Source organism: Vreelandella xerophytica (genome assembly GCF_968048975.1).
Window position 1 is genome coordinate 2,389,742 of sequence record NZ_OZ309106.1, and the last position, 20,109, is coordinate 2,409,850.

General features: G+C 61.2%; 17 protein-coding genes. 3 read left to right on the forward strand and 14 right to left on the reverse strand.

All coding sequences use genetic code 11. The features are described 5' to 3' along the window. Positions 1 to 33: 33 nt before the first annotated feature. From ACWF8S_RS11295 to ACWF8S_RS11330, 8 genes are all read right to left on the reverse strand, one after another. The gene (locus tag ACWF8S_RS11295) at positions 34 to 1,542 is read right to left on the reverse strand and encodes a DUF4214 domain-containing protein (protein ID WP_447553414.1); all 1,509 of its coding nucleotides are present in this window, start codon (positions 1,540 to 1,542) and stop codon (positions 34 to 36) included. Between the two features lie 191 nt (positions 1,543 to 1,733). After that, positions 1,734 to 3,002 (reverse strand): O-antigen ligase family protein, encoded by a 1,269-nt coding sequence (locus ACWF8S_RS11300; protein WP_447553415.1) that lies wholly within the window; start codon positions 3,000 to 3,002, stop codon positions 1,734 to 1,736. A 76-nt stretch (positions 3,003 to 3,078) separates the two neighbouring features. Next, on the reverse strand, positions 3,079 to 4,515 hold the full coding sequence (locus ACWF8S_RS11305; RefSeq protein WP_447553416.1) for an MBL fold metallo-hydrolase: 1,437 nt from the start codon (positions 4,513 to 4,515) through the stop codon (positions 3,079 to 3,081). A 183-nt stretch (positions 4,516 to 4,698) separates the two neighbouring features. Continuing rightward, positions 4,699 to 5,250 (reverse strand): dTDP-4-dehydrorhamnose 3,5-epimerase, encoded by a 552-nt coding sequence (rfbC, locus tag ACWF8S_RS11310; RefSeq protein WP_447553417.1) that lies wholly within the window; start codon positions 5,248 to 5,250, stop codon positions 4,699 to 4,701. Then, positions 5,250 to 6,134: a glucose-1-phosphate thymidylyltransferase RfbA gene (rfbA, locus tag ACWF8S_RS11315; protein ID WP_447553418.1), complete on the reverse strand. Its 885-nt coding sequence runs from the start codon at positions 6,132 to 6,134 to the stop codon at positions 5,250 to 5,252. Before rfbA ends, rfbC begins: the two co-directional genes overlap by 1 nt. 28 nt (positions 6,135 to 6,162) lie before the next feature. After that, positions 6,163 to 7,059 (reverse strand): dTDP-4-dehydrorhamnose reductase, encoded by an 897-nt coding sequence (gene rfbD, locus ACWF8S_RS11320; RefSeq protein ID WP_447553419.1) that lies wholly within the window; start codon positions 7,057 to 7,059, stop codon positions 6,163 to 6,165. A 41-nt stretch (positions 7,060 to 7,100) separates the two neighbouring features. Beyond that, the gene (gene rfbB / locus ACWF8S_RS11325; protein WP_447553420.1) at positions 7,101 to 8,159 is read right to left on the reverse strand and encodes a dTDP-glucose 4,6-dehydratase; all 1,059 of its coding nucleotides are present in this window, start codon (positions 8,157 to 8,159) and stop codon (positions 7,101 to 7,103) included. A 135-nt stretch (positions 8,160 to 8,294) separates the two neighbouring features. Further along, positions 8,295 to 10,067 (reverse strand): LTA synthase family protein, encoded by a 1,773-nt coding sequence (locus tag ACWF8S_RS11330; RefSeq protein WP_447553421.1) that lies wholly within the window; start codon positions 10,065 to 10,067, stop codon positions 8,295 to 8,297. A gap of 201 nt (positions 10,068 to 10,268) precedes the next feature. Between ACWF8S_RS11330 and ACWF8S_RS11335 the strand changes: the two genes are divergently transcribed. Further along, positions 10,269 to 11,030 carry a hypothetical protein gene (locus tag ACWF8S_RS11335; RefSeq protein ID WP_447553422.1) on the forward strand — a complete coding sequence of 254 codons (762 nt, stop codon included), beginning with the start codon at positions 10,269 to 10,271 and terminating at the stop codon, positions 11,028 to 11,030. 53 nt (positions 11,031 to 11,083) lie between these two features. Here the strand turns inward: ACWF8S_RS11335 and ACWF8S_RS11340 are convergent, their stop codons facing one another. Genes ACWF8S_RS11340 through ACWF8S_RS11350 form a run of 3 tightly spaced genes read right to left on the reverse strand, consistent with a single transcriptional unit; the run spans position 11,084 to position 13,775 of the window. Continuing rightward, positions 11,084 to 12,415, reverse strand: a complete 1,332-nt coding sequence (locus ACWF8S_RS11340; protein WP_447553423.1) for a DUF6056 family protein — start codon at positions 12,413 to 12,415, stop codon at positions 11,084 to 11,086. Between the two features lie 25 nt (positions 12,416 to 12,440). Continuing rightward, positions 12,441 to 13,370 carry a glycosyltransferase family 2 protein gene (locus ACWF8S_RS11345; protein ID WP_447553424.1) on the reverse strand — a complete coding sequence of 310 codons (930 nt, stop codon included), beginning with the start codon at positions 13,368 to 13,370 and terminating at the stop codon, positions 12,441 to 12,443. 15 nt (positions 13,371 to 13,385) lie between these two features. Further along, positions 13,386 to 13,775, reverse strand: coding sequence for a GtrA family protein (locus tag ACWF8S_RS11350; RefSeq protein WP_447553425.1), 390 nt, complete (start codon positions 13,773 to 13,775; stop codon positions 13,386 to 13,388). 649 nt (positions 13,776 to 14,424) lie between these two features. Between ACWF8S_RS11350 and ACWF8S_RS11355 the strand changes: the two genes are divergently transcribed. Continuing rightward, positions 14,425 to 15,468: an acyltransferase gene (locus tag ACWF8S_RS11355; RefSeq protein WP_447553426.1), complete on the forward strand. Its 1,044-nt coding sequence runs from the start codon at positions 14,425 to 14,427 to the stop codon at positions 15,466 to 15,468. Between the two features lie 4 nt (positions 15,469 to 15,472). Here ACWF8S_RS11355 and ACWF8S_RS11360 read toward each other — a convergent pair whose 3' ends face one another. Together ACWF8S_RS11360 and ACWF8S_RS11365 are read right to left on the reverse strand one after the other, a co-directional pair. After that, the gene (locus ACWF8S_RS11360) at positions 15,473 to 16,465 is read right to left on the reverse strand and encodes an acyltransferase family protein (RefSeq protein WP_447553427.1); all 993 of its coding nucleotides are present in this window, start codon (positions 16,463 to 16,465) and stop codon (positions 15,473 to 15,475) included. A 148-nt stretch (positions 16,466 to 16,613) separates the two neighbouring features. Further along, positions 16,614 to 17,384, reverse strand: a complete 771-nt coding sequence (locus ACWF8S_RS11365; protein WP_447553428.1) for a SapC family protein — start codon at positions 17,382 to 17,384, stop codon at positions 16,614 to 16,616. 401 nt (positions 17,385 to 17,785) lie between these two features. On the opposite strand from ACWF8S_RS11365, the gene ACWF8S_RS11370 reads away from it, so the two are divergent. Continuing rightward, on the forward strand, positions 17,786 to 18,121 hold the full coding sequence (locus ACWF8S_RS11370; protein ID WP_447553429.1) for a hypothetical protein: 336 nt from the start codon (positions 17,786 to 17,788) through the stop codon (positions 18,119 to 18,121). A 59-nt stretch (positions 18,122 to 18,180) separates the two neighbouring features. Here ACWF8S_RS11370 and ACWF8S_RS11375 read toward each other — a convergent pair whose 3' ends face one another. After that, complete coding sequence (locus tag ACWF8S_RS11375; RefSeq protein WP_447553430.1) at positions 18,181 to 19,971, reverse strand: hypothetical protein; 1,791 nt, start codon at positions 19,969 to 19,971, stop codon at positions 18,181 to 18,183. Between the last annotated feature and the right edge of the window lie 138 nt (positions 19,972 to 20,109).

Sequence of the window (20,109 nt, forward strand, 5' to 3'; positions counted from 1 at the left end):
TCCTGCACGACACGCCCTGCATCACGAAAAGGCTCAGGCCATCTGATACTCCGCGGCCGGGGCGTCCGCCACACCGGTCAGCGTCAAGGCCCCGGATTGATCCGCCATCCAGGGCGCGTCGGAGCTTTCGGCAATCGCCGGGGCCATATCCCAGGTGATCTCCTCGGCATAGAGCTGGTCGAACGGGGTGCGCTCGCCGCGATCGGGAATCACCAGGGCAAGCAGAGGGTCGAGACCGGCAAAGCCGTCGTTACCCAGCGCCCGCGCAATACCCAGCATGCTCAACACGCCTTCGAGGGTCAGCGCGCTGGCCACCGCGTCGAAGTCCAGCTCGAGCCCTTCGAGGGACTTGAGTTCGAACTCCTCGAGCCCGCGCTGCTCGATCAACAGCACCGGCGTTCCATCGATGGCAATACCGTTACGGCCGATATCCGCCGCATCGCCGCCGGGAAACAGGGACAGAAAACCATAGTCGAACAGCTCCACTCCCTGGGCGAGCGCCACGGCGGCCTGCTGAGCAGTCACGGTAATGCCGGGCTCGACGCCGTCGTTGGTCGGCCACAGGATAGACATGGTTTCCAGCTCGCCGGCCGCGTTGAGGTAGTTGTTCTGATTGTGATAGTCAAGCAGTACCTCGGGTTCAAACGCGGCCAGTATGGCGCGAATGGCCACGGTTTCAGGCGCAAGCGTGGCATCGAGGGCCTCGGAGGAGTCCCAGGTACGGTTCAGGTCGATATCAGCGGAATTGCGACGCGGGTCCAGCGTCGTTTCCGGGTCGAGATTGCCCAGCACCAGCTGCTCCCACCGCGCGAAGCCGTCCGGGTTCACCCGGGGCATCACGGTCACGCTGACCTCTGCGCGAAGCGCCTGGGCCGCCTCACTGTCACCGCTCAGCCATTCGAGAAAATACATGGCGGCTTCCGTGCCGACCGGCTCATCGCCATGCTGCTGGGTCACGATCATCAGCTTGCGCGGCCCGTCGCCCACGCTTGCCGCAAACAGCGGGCGCCCTTCCACGGACGCCCCGGCCTGGGTCAGCGACAGCGTGTCGAAGCGCTCGTCCAGGGCCTGCAGGTCGGCATAAAGCTGTTCGTTGCTTCTGAAGCCGTCCTGGACCAGCTTCTGCTCGGCGTCGTAGTTCTCGTCCTGGACGTTTTGCGAGTAGAACTGGGCAATCGAGGTATAGGCATCGAGGGCTTCCTTGTCCGTGGCGCTGGCCGAGGCCAGGATGGATTCGATCAGCACCTGAAGTGAAACCCCTTCGCTGGCCTTTTCGCTCCAGTACTCCACGCCCGCCTGTTCGGCGTCTCGGGCGAACAGGCGCTGGTATATCTCGTTGACCCAGCCGTTGTCGGGAAGCTCAAAAAGCGCCTCGCGCTGCGCCGCGAACTCGTCGGATTGCAGCATGTAGAACAGCACGTCCCGGGGTTCGAGGGCCTGGGTATCCATCTGTTCCTGCCAGTAGGCAAGGCCCGCCGGGTCGGCGGCGCGGCCAAAAAGGGCCAGGTAATAGGACTGCAGTTGTTGTGTCGGTGTCAGCATCGTTATGCCTCCCAGCATTGTTTTCCCTGTCGTGGGCAGCGGGCACGGCCTCTATGGTCCGCTTGAAAGACGATGCTCGGATACGCGCATCGTCCCCTCGCCTGCTGCCAGCCTTGTCAGCTATAGCCCACTTCAGCGCATATGACCAGACAACGATGCTTGAAACGGCCTGCGTGGTCAGCCGCTTAGGGTTACCGGATCGAGGCTTCCCGGCGCCGGTACGCGCTGAAACTCGCCCACCACACCGCCAGCCAGAAGGCGTAGAACATCGCCCCGCTGTTATGCGCCAGAAACGTCTGGGAGAGCCCGAAATCGATATAGGCCACCGGCAAGAGCGTACCCGCCACCGCCAGCGAGCGTACCCGGAAATTCGGGTGTGCAAGGCCCGGGGCGAACATGCGAATGGGCACGATATAAAGCGCCAGAAGTATCAACAGCCCGACGATACCGCGCTTGGCGGTGGCATCGATGAACTCGTTATGGGCGTGGTCGAACTCGGTGGCCCCCATGGTGATGACCCCACGCTCGCCCAGCGCCTTCAGGCCCTGGGTATAGCCGGTCTCCCCCCAGCCCAGCACGGGCCGCTCGGCAATCAACTGCCCGGCCCCGCGCCACATCTCGAAGCGCAGGCCCAGGGAGGTATCACGCTCGCCCCCGCCCAGGTACTGCGCCACATCGTCGAAGCCGGCATGAACGCGCTGCTGAACCCCGGTTTGCGGCAGCGCATAAACGGTTACCGCCAGCGCCATCACAACCGCCACGGCGCCAACCTTCAAGCCCAGCGCCAGCGTTCGCCCATAGCCCCGGTACAGCACGAACCCGATAAACGGCAGCCCGATCCACCCGCCGCGGCTGCCCGACATCAGCGAGCCCAGCATGCCCAGCAGCGCCCCGGCCAGCAGCAGTCCCACCCAGAAGGTTCGATGGCGCTGCACGAACGCAAAGCCCAGCCCCGCCAGGCACAACACGCCCATCAGCATGCTCAAGTTGCCGAACTGGATGACGTGCAAGAACCCGCCGGCGCGCTCCACGCCCAGTACCTGCTTTTGCCACAGCGCCCAGCTGCCCGAGCCGATGGCCCCCAGCGCCAGCCCCGCCCAGAGCCATTCCAGACGCGGCGGGCAGCGCAGAATCAGCAGCAGCACCGGGATGGCCAGCAAGAACCGCGAAGGTCGATCGAACCCGCGCAAGCCAAGCTCGACCGACGAGAGCACCCCGACCCCCAACCCGTAAAGGCACAGAACCGCAATCACCCACTGGTCCTGTCGGGTAAGCATTGCAAACCCCACACGGCGCAGGAACAGACAGCCACTGGCCAGCAGCAGCAAGGCCGCACCAATGGAGTAACCCGAAGGCACGATCAGCGCCAGCGCCCCCATCGAAAACACACACCCATTCGTATAAAGCCCTAACGCGCTGTCCGCCGAGGCGTACGGCCTCACCACCGTGTTCTGTTCCATGCCCGATACTTCAACCTGACGCTGACGAAAGGCTGAAATAGTAGCACAGCTTGCATCGACAGCCCTGGCGCAGGACTCACCGGGGCGCGTTTGTCGGCAGCGTCACGTCCAGAACCTTGCCCTGTTGCCCCGCCATGGCCTCGAGGGCGGATTTCAGCGCCTCCCGCGCCCAAGCATCGCCGTGCACCAGATGAACCTTACGCGGCCAGTGGCGCATGCGCTTGATGAAACGTAGCAAATCCCCCTGATCGGCGTGGGCGGAGTAGCCGCTGATGGTGGTGACACCGGCGCGAATATCCACTCGTTCGCCGTCCAGCGTCACCCATCCGCCCTGGGGGCCGTAGCGTTGAATATCGCGGCCCGGGGTCCCCTCGCCCTGGTAGCCCACGAACAGCACCTGGTGGCGTGCATCCCCCAGCATGGCTTTCAGATAGTTGACGACCCGCCCGCCCGCACACATGCCGCTGGCCGCGATGACCACCGCGGGCCGGCCGCTTTGCGCCAGGTAGCGCACCGTCCGTTCGTGGGCGTCGTGGCTGTCCACCGTATAAAGCGCCGCGAAATTCAGCGGATGGCGCCCGGCCTGCAAGCGCTTTTTCGCTTCCGCATCCCAGTAGGGCTTCAGGGTGCGATACACCTTCGTGAAGCGCGCCGCCAGAGGCGAATCGACGATGATCTCCAAGGATGCCCAGCGCGAGCGATCTCCAGCGCCGTGAAGGATGCCTTCCAGTTCGTAAAGAAGCTCCTGGGTACGGCCGATGCTGAACGCCGGAATGATCACCGTGCCCTGATTCTCCAGGGCCTGCTCGATGGCTTGCTTCAATGTCTTCACGCGGTCGGTGCGCTGCTGGTGATAGCGCCCGCCGTAGGTGGCTTCCAGCACCAGCACATCCGCCCTGGCGGGAGATTTCGGCGCGGGCAGCAAGGGGGAGTTGGCCGCCCCCAGATCCCCCGAGAACACCACGCGCTCACGCTGTCCGGTGGCGGGCTTGCCCAGGGAGACCTCCACGTAGCTCGACCCCAGGATGTGCCCGGCCCGGCGCAGCTTGACCCGCATATCGAGCGCCTCGCTTTCTAGCACCGAATGCCACCGGTCATAGGGCAGCAAAACCAGCTGCCGGTCGACCTGGGCCAGAAACCGCTCGATGAGCCGTTGATCCCGGGTGAAGCCGATCTTCAGCGCATCCTCGATGACCAGGGGCAGCAGCTTCGCGGAAGGCACCGAGCAGAGGATCGGCCCGGTGAACCCCGCCGCCAGCAGGTAGGGCAGCCGGCCGACGTGGTCGATATGCACATGGGTGATCACCAGCGCCTTGAGCGAGGCGATCTCGAAATCGACGGTGAGCTGCTCGAAGCTGTCCGCCTCGGCGTCCTCGCCCTGGAACAGCCCGCAGTCGATCAACAGCGAGCAGTCGTCACCGGCATAAAGCTGGTGGCAGCTGCCGGTCACGCCGCTGGCGCCACCCCGATGCACCAGGGTGGAAAGAGAGGATGTGGTTGCCGTATTCGCCATGGTGCCCCCGCCGATGTTCACGTTAAATTCGATTAGCTTTCAGGACACCCTACCCCCAGCTCGCTGAAAAGTAAAATTAGCCCTTGTGCCTGTAACGTGTTTCCCCGTCAACCTGATGGCTACCCATAAAAAAGCGCCCACCGCAGCTTTGCTGCGATGGGCGCTTGTCATGCCGGGCGGGTCTCAGCGTTCGTAAACCTCTGCGGCGGAAAGGGTGCTGCTCGCCTTGTCCTTGTCGGAAAGCGCGAACTCGACCGGAAGCTCAGGCCACTCGATGCCCAGTTCCGGGTCGTCGAAGCGAATGCTGCGCTCGGAGGCCGGGTGGTAGTAATCGGTGGTCTTGTACAGGAAATCCGCGGTTTCCGAGAGCACCACGAAGGCGTGGCCGAAACCCTCCGGCACCCACAGCTGGCGGTTGTTGTCGGCGGAAAGCTCGACCCCCACCCACTGGCCGAAGTGCTCGGAATCGCGGCGCAGATCCACCGCCACATCCCATACGCTGCCGTGCACCACGCGCACCAGCTTGCCCTGGGGCTGTTCCAGCTGGTAGTGGATACCCCGCAGCACGCCCTGGCGCGAGCGGGAATGGTTGTCCTGCACGAAGCTGCGCGTACAGCCCGTGGCCTCTTCGAACGCCTGCTGATTGAAGCTTTCCATGAAGAAGCCGCGCTCGTCACCGAACACCTTGGGGGTCAGGATCACGACCCCGGGCAGGGAGGTTTTTTCGACCTGCATCACTGGCCTCCTTCGATATCCAGACGGTGTAACAGATACTGGCCATAGCCGGTCTTGGACAGCGCCTGGGCGCTTTCTCGAAGCGCCTCATCGCTCAACCAGCCCTGGTGCCAGGCAATCTCTTCAAGGCAGGCCACCTTGAGCCCCTGGCGGTGCTCGATGGTCTGCACGTACTGGCTGGCTTCCAGCAGGCTGTCGTGGGTGCCGGTATCCAGCCACGCAAAGCCTCGGCCCAGGCGCTCCACGCGCAGGTCGCCGCGCTCAAGATAAGCGTTGTTGATACTGGTGATCTCGAGTTCGCCGCGCTCGGAAGGTTGCACCTTCTTGGCGATCTCGACCACGTCGTTGTCGTAGAAGTAGAGCCCGGTCACCGCGTAGGGAGACCTGGGCTTGGCCGGCTTCTCTTCGATGGACACCGCCTTGCCGCTGTCATCGAACTCCACCACGCCAAAGCGCTCCGGGTCCTTGACCAGGTAGCCAAATACCGTGGCGCCGCTTGTCTGTTCGCAGGCGCGCTTCAACTGGTCGGAAAAGTGCTGGCCGTGGAAGATGTTGTCCCCCAGTACCAGGCACACCGGCGAATCGCCAATGAACTCTTCACCGATGATGAACGCCTGAGCCAGGCCATCCGGGCTTGGCTGCACGGCGTACTCGAAGTTCACACCGAAGGCGCTGCCATCGCCCAGCAGGTTCTCGTACTGGGGCAGATCCTCCGGGGTGGAGATGATCAGAATGTCGCGAATGCCCGCCAACATCAGCACCGAGATGGGATAATAGATCATCGGCTTGTCGTAGATGGGCAAAAGTTGCTTGGAAACACCCCGGGTAATGGGATGCAGGCGCGTACCGCTGCCCCCCGCCAGAATAATACCTTTACGTTGCATGGATTCCTTCCTTGCTCGTGGCCCGCAATCAACGCGAGCTTGCTATTTCGTCCACGGTTAACGCCAGCTGGCTCTGCCAGTCAGGCAACTCGATGCCAAGTGCTTGCTCTATTCTAGCAACTGCCAGCCGAGAGTTCAGCGGACGCGCCGCGGGGGTCGGGTACTCCGTGGTCGGAATGGCCGAGACACCCTCCGGCGTGATCGTCAGCGGCAAGCCCGCCTGCCGGGCGGCCTTGAAGATCTCGCAGGCGAACCCGTGCCAGCTGGTTTCCCCGCGCGGGGCCAGGTGATACACCCCGCTTGCCAGGTGGCTGCCGTGTTCACCCAGCCACTTGCCCAGCGCCTGCTGGGTGACCAGCGCAATCAGGCGTGCCGGGGTCGGCGCGCCGATCTGGTCGCTGATGATGCTCAGGTTCTCGCGCTCGGCCCCCAGGCGCAGCATGGTGGCCAGAAAGCTCTTGCCGAAGGCGCTGTACACCCAGCTGGTACGAAAGATCAGATGCCGGCAACCGCTTGCGATCACCGCGTCATCGCCGGCCAGCTTGGTTTCCCCGTAGACATTGCGCGGCCCGGTGGCATCACTTTCCTGCCAGGGGGTGCTGCCTTCGCCGGTGTAGACATAATCGGACGAGTAGTGAATCAGCAGCGCGTTGTTCGCCGCACAGTGCTCCGCGAGCTGCCCGGGCAGCGTGGCGTTCAGGCGCGTGGCCATGGCCTGGTCCGATTCCGCGTTGTCCACCGCCGTGTAAGCCGCCGCGTTGACGATCACATCCGGCTGATGCTTGGCCAGATACGCGCTGACCGCCTCGGGCTCGGCCAGGTCAAGCGCTGCCCGGGCCGGCGCCAGCACCTCGCCCAGGGTGGCCAGCTGACGGCGAAGCTCGGAACCCACCTGTCCATTGCCACCGGTAACTAAAATCTTCATAACCAATTCCTTCGGGTCAGAATGTTCGATGATCCGCGAGATCACAGACTACCCAGGCGCTGCCCTTGATAGCTGCCGTCCTGCACGCGCTGCCACCACTGGCGGTTGTCCAGATACCACTGCACGGTCTTGCGCAGCCCCGTCTCGAAGGTCTCTTCCGGGCGCCAGCCCAGTTCGCGCTCGATCTTGTCGGCGTCGATGGCGTAGCGCACGTCATGGCCCGGGCGGTCGGCCACGAAGGTGATCAGGTCGCGGTAGCGACGCTCACCGGGCACCAGCTCCTGAAGCAGGTCGCAAAGCGTTTCCACCACTTCCAGGTTGGCCTTCTCGTTGTGCCCGCCGATGTTGTAGGTCTCGCCCACCACCCCTTCGGACACGACCTTCACCAGCGCCCGGGCGTGGTCTTCCACATAAAGCCAGTCGCGCACCTGCTGGCCGTCGCCGTACACCGGCAGCGCCTTGCCCGCCAGGGCGTTGAGAATCATCAAGGGAATGAGCTTTTCCGGGAAGTGGTACGGCCCGTAGTTGTTGGAGCAGTTGGTGATGAGCACCGGCAGGCCATAGGTGCGGTGCCAGGCGCGTACCAGGTGATCCGAACTTGCCTTGCTGGCGGAGTAAGGCGAGCTTGGCGCGTAGGGGGTTTCCTCGGTGAACAGATCCTCCGGGCCTTCCAGGTCGCCGTACACTTCATCGGTGGAGATATGATGAAAGCGAAACGCCGCCGCCTTCTCCGGGGCGCTTGTCTGCAGGCCTTTCCAGTAGTGGCGCGTCGCTTCCAGCAGAATGTAGGTGCCCACGATATTGGTTTGAATGAACGCCGCCGGGCCGTCGATGGAGCGGTCCACGTGAGATTCCGCCGCCAGGTGCATCACCGCGTCCGGCTGGTGGCGCTCGAAAAGCTCGGCCATTTTAGCCGCATCACCGATATCGGCCTGCTCGAAGGCGTAGCGCTCGCTGTTTTCAACGGCCGTCAAGGACTCGAGGTTACCGGCGTAGGTCAACGCATCGACATTGACGACGTCATGGTCGGTGTTGAAAACCAGATGCCGTACGACCGCAGAACCGATAAACCCTGCCCCACCCGTGACTAGAAGCTTCATAGTGACCGCCTTATCATGCCCAATAGATCTTTACACTGCCGCATCGAACAGGCCCGAGGGGCGGGCCGTTCAGGGCAGCGATTCAACGCATAAGCATAACATGCAAAAGCGCGGGGTAACGCCCGGTAATGGAGGCTACTCCCGCTCGTGAGCCAGGCGGCTCAGCAAATGACGCTTGAGCGTATCCGAAAGCCCCGTCGCCCTTGCAAAGCGGCTGTCGTCACCATCCACCCGAATGCTGCCCTGGCCATGGGGGCAAAATACATCAACGCGGTCGCGCTGGTCGCCCCGGGCATGAAACACGCACAGAGGCCAGGTGCCGGCCGGCTCAAGAAGGCTTCGCAGCGGGCGCGCCTGGCAGTAAGGGGACTCGCTGACATGCTGCAAGAGCGTAGGCATCAAGTCGGCCTGGTGATAAAGCGCGCTCACCTCGCCCTGGCCTTCTTCGCCGGTCAGTATGAAGCCTGGAATGCGCGAGGCCCCGGCACGCCCGAGAAGCGCCTGCTCCTTGCGGGTGACCAGGGTCATCGCCCGGTGGTCGCTGACCACCACCAGCAGGCCGTCATCGAAAAACCGCTGACGCTTCAACGCCTCGATGAAATCCGCGGCGGTATCATCCATGTAGCGAAAGACCTGCTCCTCGCTGCGCTCCTGGGTGTCAGGATGAATGAAGGGGTGGTGGGTACTGACGTTTTCGATCACCACAAACTGCGGCTGGGGCGATGAGCGGCGCTGGTCGAGGAACGATAACGCATGGTCGTAAAGCGCTGCGTCCTCTACCGCATCGAAGTGATGACGCGCCATGCCATCGAAGGCCGGCGTATCGTGGCCGTGCAGCTCGTCGAAGCCGATATGCGAAAGCCACTCGCCCTTGCGGGTATAGGAAAGATCCCCGGAGGTCAGGAATGTGCTCTGGTAGCCGCGGGTTCGCAGCTGGTGCGGCAGCGCCTGGCGGGCGCTTCGCCAGGCGCCTTCGAAGGCGTCCGTCTGGGTGGGCGGGGTAAACGGCAGCAAGAACTGGCGCCCGGTCAGAAGCGACACCAGCCCTTCGTTGGTCGTGAAGCCGCCTGCGTGCAGGCGGGAAAACCACGTGCCCTCGCCCGCCAGGGCGTCCAGCCGCGGGGTCCAGTCGTTGAGCCCCGACCAGCGCCTGCTGTGATAAGGCGACCAGGACTCCAGCACCAGTACCACCACATCGTCGCGCTGGGCAGGCCCGGGGGAGCAGTAAAGCGGCCAAGGCCCACCCTCGGCCAGGCGCTTTCGGGTCTTCTCGCCGTAAGGGATATCGACACCGGTCGAGCGGTTGGCCACCAGAACGTTTTCAAGTGCCCACTGGTGCACGTACTCCGGTGTAGGCACTAAAAGAGCAAGCCCGGCACCCGCCAGCGCAAGCGCCCCCCCGGCCAGCCAGAAGCGACGGCCAGCCGAACGCCGAGGCGGCGCCCGCAAGAGCCACCACAGGCTGAGAGTGAGCAAGAGCGCAAGCGTTGCCATGGCAAGCCCGGGCGCCTGCTGCAATACGCTCAGCGCCAGTTCGCTGTCCGCCAGGTAGATACGGGCATCGGCGATCATGAAGCGGGTGCTGAACTGCACCATGGTGGCGATATCCAGGGCATACACCCATAACCCGGCAATGGCCGGCAAACGCCAGAGCAGCGCCCACCCCCGCCAGGGCTTCAGGGTGGAAACGCCAAACAGCACCGCCAATACCGTCAAGTAAGGCACATCCGCCTGGATGACGGCGGGAGTTGCGCACCAGCGGCAATTCAGCACGGCATGCGACATATCCTGCAATACCGCGATACGCACCGCTAAAGCGGCGACCAGGCAACCCCCGAAGACACTCAGCGGCGTAACCCGGACGCGCCTCGCAGCAAGCGAGGCCAACCGGCGAAACCTTGCACTCATACAACACACTCGAAAGAAGATGACCGCCAGCAAGCGCCGGCCGGTTGAAAAAGCCGCGGGCCGAGACAAATCCGGCGCCCTCCAGACAGGACGGCCCCCGGGCGTGTTAGCATTTCGGCGCTTTACGGGGGAAATACCCGGGCAAGTGACGACACCCCACCCACGCCGTGCCTTGCGCACGCATACTACAAGAGATTGCTCATGGTTGCCTTTCGCGTTTCCCTGCTGGCCGGCATCGTCGTTCTGGCCGGCTGTGAAGACACCGCCCCTTCGAACAGCGTGGCGCGCATTGCCCACGCCGGCGGCGGTTACAACAACTGGGCCTACACGAACGCCTTCGAGGCGCTGAATTTCAACCACGACCATTTCGAGCTATTCGAGATCGATCTTCTCTGGACCGCCGACGACCAGCTCGTCTGCATTCACGACTGGGAATACAATGCCGAGTGGATCTTTCAGCGCCGCTTCACGTCGCGCCCCACGCTTGCCGAGTTCGAACGGCTCGTGGAGGATAACCCCTACGTCAAGAGCTGCACCCTGGAAACGCTGGTTCAGTGGTTCAAGGAGAACCCGGACAAGCGCCTGGTGCCGGATCTAAAGGAGAACGCCGCGCAAGGGCTTGCGCTTCTGGCCGAGCAGTTCGACCAGGTGGGGGATCACGTGGTGGCCCAGATCTACCACCCCGACCAGTACGCCGAAGTGCGCGCACTGGGTTACGACGATGTGATCTGGGGGCTTTACCAGATGTATCCCTTGGCACTTGAAGAGGTGCTGGAACACGCTCGGGACATGGAGCTATACGCGCTTTCCATGCCCCGCCAAATGGCCGAACGCGGCGACGGCCACGCCTTGCGCGAAGCCGGCATTCCCACTTACGTGCATACGGTGAATACCCAACGTGAGCTGGAGCATTACCAGGCGCTGGGGGCCGATGAGATCTATACCGACTGGCTGGCTCCCTAGCCTGGGCGAATACGACTGGCCTGAGCGAATACGACTAGCCTGCGCAGATAGGGTCAACCTGCGTAGGTAAAGAACGCCACCACCGTCGTGGCCGCCAGAAAGTGCCAGCTATAGCGCCCCCGGCCCGCCACCGTCACGATCAGCAACAGCAGGATGGCGCTTGATGCGAACAGCACCCTCTCCTGGGACTCGTACATGGTGGGTGAAAACCCCAGCATGCAGGAAGGCAGAAACGACAGAACGAACAGCAAGGCGCGATTGATGTGCACCTGGGCCAGGGCCTGGCGCAGGGGCAGGTGCCTGAATGACGCAAGGTTGCCCAGCAACGCCACCGCCAGCGCCACCGAGAACGCCACGCCCCAGGCCATGGCCCGGTAGAACTCGTGGGTGAAGGCGTCGTGGTAGTCGATCTGGTACACCCCGCCGATGAAGTCGATATTGTCGGTCAGTTCTGAAAACCCCGAGCCGGTATAGCCCAGCATGTAGCCCGAGGTCATCATGATGAACAGCAAACCGGCCATGGCGATGTACTTGGCGTACGGGGCATCAAAGCGCAGGGCGATGACGAAGCAGAAGATGATGCTGACCCAGCTTCCCATGTAGAAGAACTGATAAAGCCCCAGGCTGATGCCGAAATAGGCCTTTTCGAGCACGCCCATGTCCAGAAACTCGGGGAAATAGGTCTGGGCCGAAAACAGCGCCCGGCTGGCGTTGCCCTCGCAAAGGATGAAAAACGCAAACCCCACGGCGTTGACCAGCAGCCCGGCCACCGCCGCCCGGTTTCTGAAGTACCCGCCTTTGCGCACGCACATCAAGTAGCCGTGCACCAGAAAGTTGACGACCATGATCTGTTCGCTGAAGGAGCTGAACAGCGCCATCACCAACCCCGCCGCCAGTACCCAGAGGCTGGTTCGCGTGACGCTCAGCTCGTACTTGACCACCGCCCAGTAGATCAGCGCCGCGGTGGCAGGCCACAGGTAATTGATGGACCCGGTCAGCCACCACACGCTCCAGTACATCATGTTCGCCGGAATCAGCCAGAAACACGCCAGCGCCAGCGCCGCCTTGTTGAAACAGACTAACCCGTCGCGGCTTGCCAGCACCGATATCGCCAGGCACATTCCCGTGATGACCAGCGCGTTCAGCACCATCCACAGGGTTTCGTGAGTCACCACCAGGATGGTGACCAGATCGATCAACGAGCGCGACGACCAGACGGCGTAGCGCTGGACCAGCCAGCCTAGGATGTCGCCGCTTTGCGCCACGCCTGCGTACATGGCATCGTCGTATTCAAGCATGGGGCCGCCGGTCGCCAGCTGAACCAGCAGCACGACGGAAAACAGTACCAGCAAGCGCCCCGCGTTCTTGCAAGTCCTGGTGGTCATGGTGGCTTTACTAGTGCTAGTGGTCTCAGTGGTCATCGTGCTCGTCCAGCAGATAAACCGGGCGCTGCTTGCTTTCGATATAAAGCCGGCCCACGTACTCCCCCAGCACCCCGATGGAAATCAGCTGCACGGACCCAAAGAACAGGACGGCGGACATGAGCGACGCATAGCCCGGCCAGTCCGCCCCGAAGATCAGCGTGCGGCCGATGATGAAGGCCATGTAGATCAGGCTCAGCCCGGCAATGCACAGGCCCACGTAAGACCACACGCGCAAGGGCCAGGTCGAAAAGCTGGTAAGCCCATCGAGGGCGAAGTTCCAGAGCTTCCAGGCATTCCACTTGGTGTAGCCCGTGTGCCGGGCCGGGCGGCTGTACGCTACCCCGATGGAGCGGTAGCCGGGCCAGGCAAACAAGCCCTTCATGAAGCGGTTGCGCTCGGGCAACTTTTTCAACGCATCCACCACGCGGCGGTTCATGAGCCGGTAATCCCCCGCGTTCGCGGGTATCTCAAGATGTGAAAGCCGGTTGAACACCCGATAGAACAGACTGGCCGACGTACGCTTGCCCGTCGAATCCCCGTGGCGGTCGCGGCGCATGCCGTACACCGTGTCGTAGCCTTCCTGCCACAGCCGGTAGAACTCGTGAATCAGCTCCGGCGGGTCCTGCAGGTCGACATCCATGGGAATCACCGCGTCACCCCGGGCGTGGTCGAGCCCCGCCGTCATGGCCGCTTCCTTGCCGAAGTTACGGGCCAGCTTGATACAGCGAACCCGCGCGTCCCCTTGCTGGGCACGCTTGATTTCCGCCACCGTCTGGTCGGTGGAGCCATCGTCGACGAACAGGATTTCAAGGGTGGCGGGCAGCTGGGCCAGGTGTTGATCGATCGCCTTCAAGAACGGCGTGATCGAGGTTTCTTCATTGAAGACAGGAACGATAAGGGAAAGGGTACTTTCCATAAGGGTGTGTTCTCTTTATTTCTTGAAGGCCCAGAGTGACGACGCAAGGTAGGTCAGCACCGGCACACTCGCCGTGGCAAGGATAACGGCAGGTAGACTTTCCATACCGAGCGCCAGGCCAGCGGTCAAGATCGCATTGTTGGCCAGAAACCCGCCCACGGCGACCAGGAAAAAACGGCCAAGGGAGCCATTCGTCTTGAAGGTGATGTATCGATGGCCCAGAAAGGAGACCATGAACGCCACCACAAAGGCGATGACATTGACCAGATACGGGGAAGGCGCGCCAAGCAGGACAAACAGCAGAGTCGCCACCAGCAGGTGCGTGGCCGTGGCCAGAGCGCCGACCACCAGAAACCGGAACGGTTGAAAGATGTCCCGATTGAACAGCTCGACAAGTCGTTGCATGCAAGCCTCCAGGAAAGGCCAGCATCATACTAAGACTTTCTCGACATGGCGAGAAAGAGATGTTTAACGCTCAACCAGGACTGAATGAAACACGCGGCACTGATACTTCAAACAGCGCAACATGGTAAAGAGAACGCTAAATTAACACTATCTGACCCATAAATCACAAACGTATATATTCAAACGATTTATATATTCAAACGATTTATGTATTCAAGCAACGTCCCAGACGCGACATGTTCATTTTAAAGTCTCTTTTTAAACTCCCCTTTTTAAAGCCTCTTTTTAAAGCCCCTTTTTTTAAAGCCTCTTTTTAAGTTCTCTCTTTAAAATCACTTTTTTAACCCTCTTTTAAAACACCGTTCAATCAAACAAGCGTCTCGGTCTTGAAGGTCCCTCTCCCCTGCTCAAGGGTATCTTCGATGACCGTAGCCGGCACCGTCATTCAAGACTCGTCGATCACGTGAACGTTTTAAACGCCCGGCCTGCCCACGGGTTACCCGGCCCGCCGTCAACTATTCAAGCACACCCTGTCGTGATACCATCGCCGGCTTTTTTGCACCTGAGCCCAGAGATCGTCAACCAAGCGCTGCTAAAAGCGTATGAAATGCCTGGACGCGCCGCTATAGAAATGAAAAGGCTATAAAAAATGTCGAAAGACGACAAGAAGGCAGGGGCCAAGATATACTGGATAGACCTTTGCCGTGTCATAGCGACACTGGGGGTCATTGCCATACATGCCAGCGCCACCAGTTTTCACCAGTTCTCGTCCATCGGCGCCGCCGACTGGTTATCCGCCAACGCCATTGGTGCCGTCTCCCGAATCTCGGTTCCCCTGTTTTTCCTGATCTCGGGGTTTCTCATCATCACCCCGAACCGGGACGCCCCGTCTCTCAAGGGGCTTTGGCGGCGTGTACAACGCATCGGGATTCCACTGGTGGTGTGGAGCACCGTCTTGCTGTCATACATCTATTATTACGATAGAAGCACCATCGATATAGTGAGCATCTTTCAGAAACCCGCCATGTATCATCTATGGTTCGTCTATGCCCTGTTTGGCGTTTATCTGCTGTTGCCCATCTTGCAGACGATCACCGAATTTCTGATCCAGCGTCGTGATTATGCCCTGTACTTTCTGGTGCTTTTCATGGCGGTTCACTGCGTGCCCATTCTGCTGCCCAACCAGCTGGTCAACCTGACGTTTCCTACCGGCCTGCTCGGTTATGCCGGCTTTTTCATCATCGGCGGATACTACAAGGATTACCTGACCCGACATGCCATTTCCCGGCCACAACTTCTGCTGGCCCTGCTGGTGTTCGTGGCGTCCACGCTGTTTACCTTCGTTTATACCTGGATGTTGTCCGTCCAGCACGGCCGGGCCATTCAAACGGCCTACATCTACTTTTCACCCAACGTGTTTCTGGCCTCGCTTTCCTTCATGGTGCTCATCAGCCAGGTGACACCGCCGCGCCGGCTTTTCGAGAAAGCCGTCCACTTCGTCTCCGAGCGAACCTTCATCATCTACTTCATTCACGTAGTCGCCCTGGAGAAGCTCTCCGCCGGTTTCTCTCGCTACCTGGGGCTGCCTGACCTGGCGCACCTTCCCCTGACCGTGATCGCCACGTTCATCGTCTGCTTTCTGGTGTCCATCCCCATCAGCAAGCTACCCAAGGCCAAGATTCTGTTCGGCTGAGGGCTTACTGGCGCGCCTCGCCCATCCAGCGCGCCAGGCGCGGCTTGCAAAAGCCAAGAAGCGGCGCCTCGACCATGACCCAGGAGCCCCACGCCAGCAATACGGAAAACGCCAGGGCCGCGGCCAGGCTCCCCACCCCCAGATGCGGGTAGAGCCAGTAAAGCGGCAGATTATGAAAGAGATAGATGCCGAAGCTGATCGTGCCCAGAAACGCCAGCACCCGGGAGGGCCGCGTGACCCAATGGCTGTGCAGCACAGACCAGAAAAGCGCCCCGTGAATCAGCACCATGATCACCCGGTAATAAAAGCCCTCCCCTTCGAACAGGCTGAACACCAGGGTCTGGTAGTAGAAACCGCTCACCACCACGATTGCCATCAACCCCAGGGCCAGGGCCGAATACGCCTTCGAAGCCACGATGGTGTCACGGTGCGCCCGGTGGCCCATCCACCCGCCCAGCCAGAAGGCGTACAGGTGCAGCGGCAGCACCAGAAGCTCCACATAGCCATCGCGCCACTCATTGATCGAGAACTGGATCACCGCCAGGGCGAGCAGCATCAAGGCGCCCACCTGCCAGCCCCGCGGGGTGATGCGCGGCATGAACGCCACCAGCACGAAAAACGTGAAGAAGACCGGCAGCGACCAGAACGGCGGGTTCAGCGCGAACGCCGTCGCCTTGTCCGGCGTGGACAACAAGAACGTGAGGTGATGAAACAGCAGGGTCGGCCACTCGTCCCAGGTGGACGGCCGGCTGACGATATAGGCCACGACCGCGACAAGATACGCCGGATACAAGCGAATCAAGCGCTTGAGGATGTAGTGAACGCCCCGCGTACGCTCCCAGTTCAACGCGTAGTACCCCGTGACGATAAAAAAGCAGCCCGTGCCGTAGCTGTAGAAATTGACGCCGAAGAAGTGGTCGGCATAGTGCGTGCCCACGACCAGCAGTGCTGCAAACACCTTGATCAAGTGCAGCGTATTGAACAGTGAATGGTTCATGACAGGTATCACCAGAAAAAGCAGGCGCAAAGTGTACTACAAGGCGCGCCGCGATGAACTGACCGGGCGCAATGCCTTTTCATTCGGGGAACCCAAAAAAAAGCGCCCCAGGGGCGCTTTTTCAGAGCGGGCCGTCAACGCCGGTCACTCAGCTGTCGAAATCGAAGCTGAACTCGTCATCGTCGTCGTGGCCGAACACGTCGTCCAGATTCTCCGGCGCCGCCACGTGGCCGGGGTTGATGCGCGCAAGGCGCGTAAGCAGATGCGTCTGGGCCAGGGAAAGGTTCAGCGCGTAGGCAATCGGCAGCGCCTGCGCTTGGCGCAGCGCCAGAAACGCCGCGTCATCGAGCTTGGCCAGCGCCGGCTCGTCGATCATGTAAAGCCCCTCGACCGCCATGCCGGAGGACTCTTTCAGCGAATCCGGCCAAGGGGTGAGCACTTCGGCCTTGGCCAGCGCGCTCAGGGCCTTGCGGGTGGCCCGGTGGCGCGTAAAGCCCGCCTTGAGGGTCTTCACGCGGCTGGCCACCGCCTCGTACATCTCGCCCTGGTCATCGAAGAACGGCTCCCCGGCACCGTGGGGGTCTTCAAGGCCGCTGTCGCGCTCGAAGGTGATGTAGCCTCGCTCGCCCTCGGTCTGGATTTCGAAGGGCCAGGTGGCCGTCCACTCCGGGCGGTAGTTGCCCAGCCACTTGCCTTCGCGCACGAACAGGTTATGGCCCGGGGCCAGGCCGCACACGCCCACCAGCTGCCAGGTATCGTTCGCGTGAATCGCCGCCAGCGGCATGGACGCCGCCGCCCGGGCCAGCTCCCGGCCGTGCAGGGGCATCACGGCATGAGACGCGGCAAAATTCAGATCGAGCGGCGGATGCCAGGTCTTGCCTTCGCACTCGCGGGGGTTGAGAACAAGCGGGTTGGACATGAAACTTCCTAATCGGTGAATGCCGGGCCCAACAGCGTGTTGGCCCCATTAAAAGGATTGAACGAAATGAACGGATTGAACGCAATGAACGTAGTGTATCAATCGTGACGACTAGAGGGACACCGGCCGGCGGGATTAGTGCCTGATGTCGAGAAAAGCGGGTACCCAGGGCATGGGGTCAGGTGGCTTCGAGTAGTCATTTGGTACTCAAGCATGACACCCGCCATATTGTTCATTCCAATTAGCGCCTGTACGCTCAGCTAACGACAATCGAACCCCCAGGCGCTCATCGACCAGCGAGGTAGGGAGTGGGTATACATGACGTGATAGCGATTTTCATCGCGCTAGGGGCCCTGGCATTTGCCTGCGGAGCAACGCTGATTTCCGGCTTGGAAAGTCGCATGCAGATCATCATGAGCAAACTGCTCGATGGGGAGATACAGAGCCTGCCTACTCGCGCCTCGGTCGTGGAAGAAATGCTCAGTGACAGAAGACCCGATGCCATCAAGGTCGGTAGTCAAAAAAAGCTGATCGAAATTTACCGGATATTATATAGGCGTCGCTCAATAGCTCGAACCGCTTGCGGCGGCACGTTTTTTATACTTGCACTCATCTTGGCTTACATCGTTTGCAATCCACCCGCGCATTTGCAACAGCAATCGCCCGCGCCGCAAACGTCAGACGAGCCAGCAGTGAATGTTAAAACGCCACAAATCGTCATTGTTATTGAACGATAAGTGAGTCATACCCCGGCAGAGGCCGAGGTATGACAAGGCCACTCAACTCAGTGGATGAATCACGCCGCACTCACCGTCAAGAACCCGTTGGCGTAGTCCACGTCCTGCACGTTCACACCACTCAGGGTTACCTGGGTGATATCGGCGGGGGTGGTGGCGTTGCCGCCGGTGGGGTGGGCTTCGACATAAAGGGTCAGGTCGTCGCCGTCCTGGCGCCAGAAGATTTCCAGCTGATCGAAGGCGCCGACGCGGTCGGTGATTACCTGCCCTTCCCCCAGCTTGACCGCCTGGAAACCCTCGCCGAAGTAGAGGCTGTCGCTGCCTTGCTCGCCGAAGCCTTGAATCGTCACGGCGCGAGCCTCGCCCGTGCTTTCCACGAACAGGTACAGGTCGTCATCCTGGCCGGCGCTTTCGCCGGTGGCGAAATCCTTCAGGGTATAGCCCAGTGCGCTGACGGCGTTCTCGGCGCTTTCCACCTCACCATTCAGCGTGGCCAGCGTATCGCGCAGTGCGCGGGCCTCTTCGAAGGCGTCGACCGCGCTTTCCAGGGCGTCGAGTGCCGTGCGCACCTGCTGCAGCACATGCAAGGGGCCCACGTCGCTGTTTTGCCGGAACTCGATAGTGATATCCCTACGGTCGTCAGCACCTACTGACAATTCGATGTCGACATAATTCTGGAACCCAGGCAGTTGATCAGCCGGGATGCCGACCTGCAGGCTGATGACGTTCGTAAGCGCACTCAAGAATGCCAACTCCGCATCACCGATGCCCAATGACACCTTGAACAGCTCGACCGAGGCCGTCAAAAGTGCCTCGAACCCTTTGAGTTCGCGAATGGAAGGCCCTTCCAGCGTGTAGCTGCCGTCCGCCGACAAGGTAATCACCCTGTTATTGGCGGGTGTTTGCGCGTCATTCAGGAAAAGCGTATTCAACAGCTGTTTAACCGTGACACCCTTGTTGATGGCTTCGAAATACGCGACCTCACCGTCATGATTCAGTTGAACCGGCTGGTAAGCGTTACCCAGTGCGATAATGGCTTCCCGGGCCGTATCGAGCGTATCCAGTGCCGCCACCACGGAAGGCTTGACGCCGACCTGGGCACTCACCAATGCCTTGTCACCCTGCAAACGGGCGTCATCGATCAGGATATCCTGCACGGCAGCAGAGCGGCTGGCGAACTGGTTACCTACGAAGCCCTCGGTGACGCGCACGATCTCGCTTGCCGTGTCCAGGTATAACGTGGTAATGGCCTTGTTGCCGGCGATCAGCGGCGAGTTGTTGCCAATCAGCGGCGCCAGGGCATCGGTACTGGCCACCTCTTCCAGAAACGCCGCGCGCGCCTGCTGGGCATCTTGCAAGGTCGTCAGCGCCTGGGCCAGAAATGCCGGGGTAGCCGGCCCGCCCATGAGCAATACGAGGTTACCCTCATTGCCCGCCTCCAGGTGTGCGCGGGCGGTCATAATGGCCTCGCTCAACACGTTTGCTGCGCCTTCCAGGCCACGGGGCAACGAGTCGCTCAACAGGGTTTCACCGATTTCGACCAGCACCTGCCCGGCCGAGGCTCCGGCGTCCAGGCGCTGGTTGATGAAATCACTCCCGCGGGCGTAGCCCGGGCTGTCCTCGGCAAGCCCAAGGCGCGCTAGAATGACATCGATCTTCTCCTGGCGGGGGCTACCGGGGGCAAACTGCGCGCCGAAGGCTTGCGTGGCGGCCAGGCTACCGGCCAGATCATTAAAGCTTGGGTTGGCATCCAGGATCGCCTCGAAGCGAGTAAAGGATTCAACCCCAACGGCCTTGCCAAACATCAGTGCACAAAGGCCCAACACGGCATCATTACGGGTTATCGCCATGGCGTTTTATCATCTCGAAAATAACACAGCGTTAAAGGAGGTGGGCTGTTCGCACGCGGCCAGCCGCCCTCGAAAGATACCCCAGCCACGGCCAGACGCCTACTGAATTCATCCTTTAGAAATGAGAAACGCCATCCT